At 41.1% G+C, this 8579-nt stretch carries 6 protein-coding genes and 1 pseudogene; 2 read left to right on the forward strand and 5 right to left on the reverse strand.

Going from position 1 to position 8579, the window contains the following annotated elements; translation table 11 throughout:
• Window positions 1-109: pseudogene (locus tag H5300_RS24180) on the forward strand (IS630 family transposase); the annotation flags it as partial.
• Here H5300_RS24180 and H5300_RS24185 read toward each other — a convergent pair.
• The 4 genes from H5300_RS24185 to H5300_RS24200 are packed head-to-tail and all read right to left on the reverse strand — an operon-like array spanning window position 87 to window position 5934.
• Window positions 87-1523 (reverse strand): AAA family ATPase, encoded by a 1437-nt coding sequence (locus H5300_RS24185; RefSeq protein ID WP_220503572.1) that lies wholly within the window; start codon window positions 1521-1523, stop codon window positions 87-89. The pseudogene H5300_RS24180 and the gene H5300_RS24185 overlap by 23 nt on opposite strands.
• 54 nt (window positions 1524-1577) lie before the next feature.
• The gene (locus H5300_RS24190; protein WP_102561823.1) at window positions 1578-2501 is read right to left on the reverse strand and encodes a hypothetical protein; all 924 of its coding nucleotides are present in this window, start codon (window positions 2499-2501) and stop codon (window positions 1578-1580) included.
• Window positions 2498-4087, reverse strand: a complete 1590-nt coding sequence (locus tag H5300_RS24195) for an ATP-binding protein (RefSeq protein WP_102561822.1) — start codon at window positions 4085-4087, stop codon at window positions 2498-2500. Before H5300_RS24195 ends, H5300_RS24190 begins: the two co-directional genes overlap by 4 nt.
• Window positions 4084-5934, reverse strand: coding sequence for a DEAD/DEAH box helicase (locus tag H5300_RS24200; RefSeq protein WP_182797103.1), 1851 nt, complete (start codon window positions 5932-5934; stop codon window positions 4084-4086). Before H5300_RS24200 ends, H5300_RS24195 begins: the two co-directional genes overlap by 4 nt.
• Before the next feature lie 52 nt (window positions 5935-5986).
• On the opposite strand from H5300_RS24200, the gene dcm reads away from it, so the two are divergent.
• Window positions 5987-7369 (forward strand): DNA (cytosine-5-)-methyltransferase, encoded by a 1383-nt coding sequence (dcm, locus tag H5300_RS24205; RefSeq protein WP_241909596.1) that lies wholly within the window; start codon window positions 5987-5989, stop codon window positions 7367-7369.
• Between the two features lie 41 nt (window positions 7370-7410).
• Here the strand turns inward: dcm and H5300_RS24210 are convergent, their stop codons facing one another.
• Window positions 7411-8343, reverse strand: coding sequence for a hypothetical protein (locus H5300_RS24210; protein WP_240696924.1), 933 nt, complete (start codon window positions 8341-8343; stop codon window positions 7411-7413).
• Between the last annotated feature and the right edge of the window lie 236 nt (window positions 8344-8579).

The following is an 8579-nucleotide window of genomic DNA, read 5'->3' on the forward strand; positions in this document are numbered from 1 at the left end:
GGAAGCCATAGACCAATTTTTTACTGTAACTCTTCCAGAGATTGCAGGTTCGTTGACGTCTCGAATCAATGACAATTTTCAGGTGTTTAAGCCTGCATCTTCAAGTTGATTGGGTATATACCGACCTTATCAAGAGATTGGTTGATGTAAGACAACATGTCAGGGTCTGACGCATCAATCTTGTAAGTACTTTCACCATCATCCTCTCTATCCAATAATTGGAATAGCTCCCCAAAGACAGCAGCTGCCGGTGCTCGGTTCAACTCTTCAATTACTAAGCAGACATGTTTAGACGGGTGAGATTTCGCTTCTATTAGTGCTTTAGTAAACGGCCCTGGTCGGAATTGGTAAGCAACGTAGGGTTTTCCGTTTTCATCTGTTGCCATGTTAGGTTTAAGGGCACCAACAAAGTCACTGTACTGAGTGTCAGGGTGAAAAACCGTCACGATTTTATTAGCACCATCACACTCTACATTATGAATGTGATGGCTCTTACCTGTTCCAGGCGCACCATAAAAGATTTTATTGCTCGCACCGGTAAATGCAGGGGCTTTCAAGTCAAAGCGAAGAAAAGACTTAAAGAAAAACACCTCATCATCTTTCTGAATAGACATGTTGTTCCACAGCCTAGAGATAAGATCAGAGACACTTGCTCTTAATTCATCAGTATCAAGTAAGCCTGTTTTAACATATACATACTGGTGTGAAGGTAAATGATAGTGAATCGGCTCTTCAACATATTCTGCGTGACCCAATATAGAGGTAGGTCTAAACAAAAATGCTTTATCGATTGATCCCCAATCAGCAAACCCTGATGAGGATGGAGTTAATTCAGCATCCAATTTACCTTGCCATCCAAGTGTCGATAAGACCCTAAACATCAACTCATCGCCACTTGTTGACCTAAAGAGGTATGGAATAGCTGGAGAGTAGTTATCCATAAGAGCTTGGTAAGCTGATGGGGATTTGGAGAACGCATAAAGCAAATCACCAAGTACACCAGAGCTTGCATCTGGGACAGGCAACGCTTTCAGCAAGATTGAGCTCATAAAATCATCTTGTGAACGATATTTTTTCCCTTTAGTTTTGTCATCGTTAATAATATCTTTCCCGCCCAATCGATTAGCTTTCAAACGGAATGCATTTAAAAAATTATCTCGGCTATAAGGATCTAACGAGGTTAATACTGGGTTTGATGGTGAAGAGCTATTAATTAAATTATGAAAATCAACTGCTGTCTTTACCGAGCTTTTTACTTGGTCAAAGACAGCCATGTAGTTACTAAGCAGAGAAACTAAAGGTTGGAGCTTTAGTGCATATAGGAAGTAGTGGCTAGGAATATAGCAATGGTTTTTATTGTTTGTAATCTTAATTCGAGCTGAATGCTCGAAGATCTCAAGATCCAAGTCGAGGTTACTAAAAGCACTCTTGACCTCTTCTGTAAACGAAAACTCATCAAAATGCCAGCTTGACTCCGACTCACTCTTATACCATTCACCAACCGTGTTAATTTTTGAAAGCATTACTTTCTAATTCCTAAATAAAAATACAGCTACCCTAAGGCAGCTGCATTGAAGTTAATCGTGCTTAATCCAAAGGCTACGCGAGACCTCTTGACGTAAGTTTTCTATCAGTTTCTTGTTGGTGTCTGAAAACTGGCCGTTCTCAAACTCCCCCATAAAAAACAGACACTCGGCTAACGGCCTTGATTGCTCTTCCGACAGGTTACGTATAAGAGGGTGTTCATTATTTAGAGTAATATAGTGGTCATCTTCATATCCAGGTTCCCATAGCGAACCATCACTTGTTTTAGCTAGGCGAACATCAATATCTTCGATCAGAGGAGCAACTATTCTGTAGTTGCTCAAATGCTCTCCTCGACCAGAGCAAAGGATACGGAAGTCCAACAACCCATTAAAAATAGCTACTAAAGCATCACCAAATCCAGCTCTGTAAATACCATAACGATCCGCAATAATATTGCCAAACATATCCATGTTAGCGGTACCAACACTCTCGCAACCTAGTATCAAAGTGTAATGTGTTTTTACCGCTTCAGGCATAAAGATACGAGCATATTTTTTTCCTTGGTGTTGAAGTGCTTCTGCCACTTTTTCTGTAGAGAATATGAACGCTTCAAGTCCTAAGGTATCTGCGACCTCGTAAGCCATACGGGTAATTTCGGATCGTTCTGGTAATTGCTCATTGAGCCAATCTAGCAAGGCGACATGCTTTTTCTTTAAGTCGCCTTTAGGTAGGTCTGTAACTGCAACCTCAAAGATGCTTTCAAATTGCTCTTGGTGGCTAAATGCCACAGCACTTGCCGCTAGCTGGTAAACGTAATCGGTAACGATATGATCTGATTCATTAAAAATCCGATTGAACAAATCTATAGGAATAGGAATTGTTGTCTTCCAAAAAATCAGACCGTCCACTCGATACTTTGGGTTTTTATCATTCAAATAGCGTTTAAAGTCGGATAGATCATATTGGTAACTCATTCATCCTCCTCCACATCTGGAAGCTCGATACTCAAATGGCGTAATGTTTGACTTACCTTTTGGCGAAATCCATTCAACGTATGCTTGTTAGCATCAGAGAACTCACCGTGCTCAGCATTTGATAAACTCCACAGCAGCATATCCAAGGCTTTCATGGCCTCGGCATTACCTTTGCAAACGTTATACATCTTATGGAAGTAAGGGTGTGACTTGCCAAGGGTGACGCATGTATTTCCTTCGTCATCACATGAAGGCTCCCATAAGCAATCACCCAGTAATGAATCTTCCTCATGTACACGAACGGCTTTGTCATCATAGACACGAATCCCCTGAATCACGATCGGTTTCATCTGATTTTTATTGCGGATCGTTACCGTGTCACCATCAACTTTAATTTCAGAGTTCTTGGTGTACTTTTTATGTTTATCAATCGCTTTATCGGCAGGGCCGTGCGCCCGCTTAGTATTTGCAGAAGTTAAGCGTTCTTGCCCTTTAGTCAACTCTTGACGCCAAGGAGAAATGAGCTGTTGTAACTCTTTTCTGATTTCGGCAGGGATAATGACACGACTCTTGCGAAAGTCGATGCTGAACACATCATCTAATTCGTGGCTGAAATTCAGCTCAACTCGAAGACGTGTGATCTTACTTTCTTTTTTATACATACGATGTGGCCAGCCATCGTGCCAGATAAGGCGACCTTCTCGATAGATGTAAAGCCCTTGATTATCGAGGCCATAACGGACGTAGTCTTGCTCATCAGAATTCAATTCATTTAGAGAAGGAATAACACCGCCTTTTACGGTAAAGCTAAGATTTTTATCGCCCTCAATTTGTACGAACCTCTCTTTCAATATACGAGAACGCACACCGTCCTTAGTTACAAATTGGGAGCAGAGAGGATCCCAACCCTTTAAGTTTACGGATGGGCTATCTCCAACTTTCATTGAAATGGTCACTTCACCAGAGTTCAAAAACTTGAAGAATACTGCGCTTAGCTCTAAAGAAAGGTCTTTACCAAGAGACTTAATCTGCTCTCGCATTTGCTTTTCACTGCCAGACTTAACTAAACGGTCTATATTCTCCCAAATAATCATGGTGCCGCTAGCATTTGAAAAACTACTCAATACCTCAAAATCATCGTAATAATCATCTTCATCTGGAGTTTCTAACTCCCAGCGATCCGAAGCGATAATTTTATCTATATCCCACGCTCGACCGACGTTGTTACCATTCTGATGGGATAGCACTACAAGACGGCGACAAAATGCTGTCGATGCTGTCTTTAGCCCCATACCGAACTTACCTAACGATTTAGGATTGTCACGGCGTGGCGAACCATAACGCATTGCATTTCGTAGTTGTTCTTCTGACATCCCATCACCATTATCGCTAATGATGACTCTGAACTCTCCATACATATACTGGAGTTCGACTTCAATTTGAGTTGCATTAGCCGCTATTGAATTGTCAATAATGTCCGAAAATGCAGCCTCTTTGCTATAACCGGTATCACGTAAACTTTCGACTAATCGAGCCGCTGACGGGCGAAAATCATCTTCTTCTGGTAGTTCTATTTTTTGATTCATAAACCTAACGTTTCCAAATACTCTAGCATTATCTGCTTATCTGTTTCTTTATCATCGGTAACTGAAACAACACGTTCACTGAGCTGCTGCTTTAGACGGATGCGTTCATCGATCTTTTCTTCAATAGTACCGGCGTAGTACATGTAATAAACATTCACTATGAATTTTTGACCATTTCGCCAAGCCCTTGCCGTCGCTTGCTCTTCAAGTGCAGGGTTCCACTGACGGCAGTAGTGAATCACATTAGTTGCGGCTGTAATATTGAGCCCCATACCTGCCGTTCGAGGGTGCAGTAACAAAACGTCAAAGCCTTTTGAGGAAGAGAAGGTATCAATAAGTGGCTGACGCTCATCATTGGGTGTGCGACCATCAATAACCCCAAGCAATATGCCATACCTTTCGCGTATCGCACCTTGTATTAAGTCAATAGCCTTTTGGAAAGTTGCAAAAATAATAACCTTCTCACCAGCTTGTACAATTTTATCCAATTGGATCATAAGTAACTCGAACTTAGCGCTATGCTTAATAAGAGATCTAACATCATTAGGTATTGTAGAGTCAATCAGTGCTGGGTGAGCTGTAAATTGCTGGAGTTTATTTATTAATGGAAGGATCCCACCACCACCGTTTTGATTATCTCTCTGCATCTCATCAATCAACGATTCATACTGTGCTTTTTCAACTTCTCCCATAGAAACGGCTGTGTGTATATCAAGCTTTTCTGGTAATTGCTCCAACACATCTTTTTTCATTCTGCGTAAAGTAATTTGACGCAAACTACTCTCAAGCTCTTCTAAATTCTTATTGAGTGTCTCAGACAAATCAGAATGAACATATCGACTCTTAAAGCTATCTTGCGCCCCTAAAAAGCCTTCAAATACTAGGTCCGTTAACGCCCATGCATCCATTAAGCTGTTTTCAACTGGGGTCCCAGACATAGCAACGGTTACACCAACATTCAATCGACGAGCAGACAAGGAACGGCTCGATTTAGGGTTTTTTAACATACTCGCTTCGTCAAACAGAGCGAGGTCAAAATACATGTCTTCAAACATAGTAATGTCTGAAGACATTGTCGTGTAAGGAGTAACCACGACATTATGCTCATCAAAAGCGGAAGCGACACCACGACGATGTTTTCCATAATGAAGGTATGGAACAATACTTGGGGCAAAAAACTGGAACTCTCTAACCCAATTGTCGAGTAAGGGATTTGGAACGACGATTAAAATTTTACTGTTAGGATTCTTCTCTAAGACATCGCAACACAGCGCAATCACTTGGGCTGTCTTGCCTAATCCCATATCATCGGCAAGAATAGTTCCCACGCCGTTTTCAGCACAAAAACTTAACCAGTTGACCCCTTCTTCTTGATACGGATACAACGATTGCACGAATAGCTTTTCATGATGAGCTTGTTTCTTCTGATTATCTCTCAGCATTTCAATTAAGTGAGCTGGGAACTCATCAATCAACGCTTCTAAATGTAAGGAACGAAGAAGTTTCATCAACTTAGGTAGCGGTAAGTCACCAAAAGCGATAGCTAGGTGCTCATTGATGCGGGAGCTAACAAAATGCACTCTTTTACCATCAGATATGAAGTAGCCATACTTAACCAACGAATGTGTTTGTTCTTTATCTAATGGTTTTCCACGAAAAAACAAAACAAAATTAGGGGCTGGTTCTGTTTCAAATTTAAAATGGATTTGAGCCGGGCGCTTAGAAATAACTAACCCAACCTCAACACCGTCAGAGTTGGCTGATATTCTCCCCAGCTTAAATAGGTGTTCAGCTTCCAAAAAAACACCATTGTGCTCAACCATCCCATTTTTAATTATATAAGCCATTCTCACGTCCTGTTTACAGGGTTAAAAACCGGATAACCACTTGCAATTATGTATGTCTAAATATACAGTGCACACTATCACCGGGGCAAAAACCGGATATCAATTGAGAAATATGGTGCACAAATTGAATACCTCCCATTATATCAAAGAGTTAAGAGATAGACTTGGTTTAGGGCAGCGCGAGCTAGCAAATTTGATAGGTCTAGGCAAAGACGGCGAACGAACAATTCGTGGTTGGGAAGCTGGAGAGCATAAACCTTCACCTCTTAAGTGGGGTAAAATTATCGACCTAGAAGATGAAATGAAAAGGTTCTACGATAATGCCCCTTTAAAACAAGGAAAAATAGAAGACGCAAGCTTTCGTTTTATCGATCTTTTTGCTGGTATTGGTGGTATCCGCTACCCATTTCAGCAGTTAGGCGGTCATTGTGTTTTCACCTCAGAATGGGATAAATTCGCCCAAAAAACTTACTTAGCTAACTATGGCGACATGCCAAATGGTGATATCACTAAGATCTCAGCTGAAGAGATCGATGATCATGAAATCCTTTTAGGTGGTTTTCCATGCCAAGCCTTCTCTCAAGCAGGTCTAAAACAAGGATTCAGTGATACACGAGGTACGATGTTCTTTGAGGTCCAGAAAATTTTGGCATTAAAGAGACCCAAAGCTTTTTTACTTGAAAACGTCAAACAGCTCAGAGGGCATGACAAAGGTCGTACACTAAAAACGATCATGGATATCTTACAAGGGAAACATGAACAACAGATCCCAGAAGATGTGCCTATGAGTGAAGAAGCACGACGTGCGTTGCAAGATGAGTTGAACTACTGGGTTGATGTACGCGTATTACGAGCAGGTGACTTTGGTGCACCTCAGAACCGAGAGCGAGTGTTCATAATTGGTTTTGATAAGGACCAGTTCCCAGGCGTAAATTTCGGCGATATGTTCAATTGGCCTGAGCCGCCAAAGACACCAACACGTGTTGGAGACATCCTACAAACACCAGAGGAATTGGCTGCTGATCATGCAGAGCATGGTAAAGACCGTTTTACTATTTCAGATAGACTATGGGAAGGACATCAAAAGCGAAAGGAAGGACATAAGACCAAAGGCAACGGGTTTGGTTATTCACTTTTCAATGCAGAGAGTGAGTACACGAATACCATCAGTGCTCGATACTATAAAGATGGTTCAGAGATACTCATTGACCAAGCCCAGCTCAATAAAAACCCACGCAAGCTAACGCCACGCGAGTGCGCTAGGTTACAAGGTTTTCCTGAAAGCTTTAAGGTTGATGCCGTTTCACAAAACCAAGTGTATCAGCAGTTTGGCAACTCAGTTTGCATGAATGTAATACATGCTGTAGCTAAACAACTGGTTAGCACACTATCAGCCGCCGACCAGTTGATGGGTGGTAAACGTCAAGCTAATTAAGTCCCTTGAAGAATAAGCCCCTAATTGGGGCTTATTCTCCATTAAAAGTTTAAAGTACTTCTTCTTTGAAGGTCTTGCTCTAGTAGAGCTTTAATATCGTCACCTAACTCTGATAACGGTCGGAAAAAACCTGTTCCATTGATATTAAGGGGTGCAGCCCTACCCGACTGGTTATAAAAAGCACAAACTTCTGCATAAGTAGATGTATTTTCATTATGCTGTTCTTCTGTCACGGCAACATCTGGTAGATAGATAGCCAGAAAGCCTGCCTTTTTAAAGTTTCTAACTTTGTACTGAGATGTAAACTCTGATGGTTCCTCGAAAAAACCAACACCGACTAGATCATTGGAGAAGCCTGATGCAAGAAGGCGTTCTCTCGAATACCCTGATTTCACAGAAAACCAAAGATTATTAGGCAAAGACATTAGTACAAAGTCCCCATAGGACTTAGTGTCATCTTGATTGGTTTGAAAAATATCTGGACTCGTTGAGACTGTTTCTATCGCACGTTTAAGCAGTTCTTCAGATAGAGAACCAAGGACAGATACTCCTCCCTGAGCTTCGTTATTTCCTTGATCTTCTTTCTGCAACCTAGTCCAACGCGCCTCATGCCTTGATCTAAGATCTCTTTTAAAGTCCGATATATTTGAAAAGTCTACAACTTCTCGACGAAGAACCGAGAGGGCTTCTACTTGATGAGCCGCTCCTGGGTGAATATTTTTTAAGAAAAGAGCTAACTGAGGGACTTTAGCCAAAATTTTGGTCTTAATGCGTTTTCTAGACAAGTTAGGATCAGAATGCCCATCGCAGAGATCACAGTCATAAAAGAAATCACTACTAACCTCCGTACATATTTCTAGGTACAATTGAGACAACTCAACTTTATCCTGAAGGCGGTCCACTAATTGGACAAATTGCACCTGAGTTGGAAAAGGTTGGAGTACACTAATCGAGTCAAATTGAGAACGGTCCATCTTAAAAATCCATAAAAAATCAAAACCTTAATATCTCATACTAAAAAAGATCACATTACATTGTTTAATCGACCAATATCTCATTTCCTAATACTTATTTAGTACCTATTCTTAGGGCGTGTTGATCTTTCGTGAGTGTTTTTTGAACAGCATGGTAAAGAGTTATAATTTGCTTCGCCAAAAGTAAAACCATAACCAATACCATGCCAAGAACAATGCTAACTGATATTCGCTGG

The organism is Vibrio sp. SG41-7, from assembly GCF_014164465.1.
Lineage (GTDB): Bacteria > Pseudomonadota > Gammaproteobacteria > Enterobacterales > Vibrionaceae > Vibrio > Vibrio splendidus.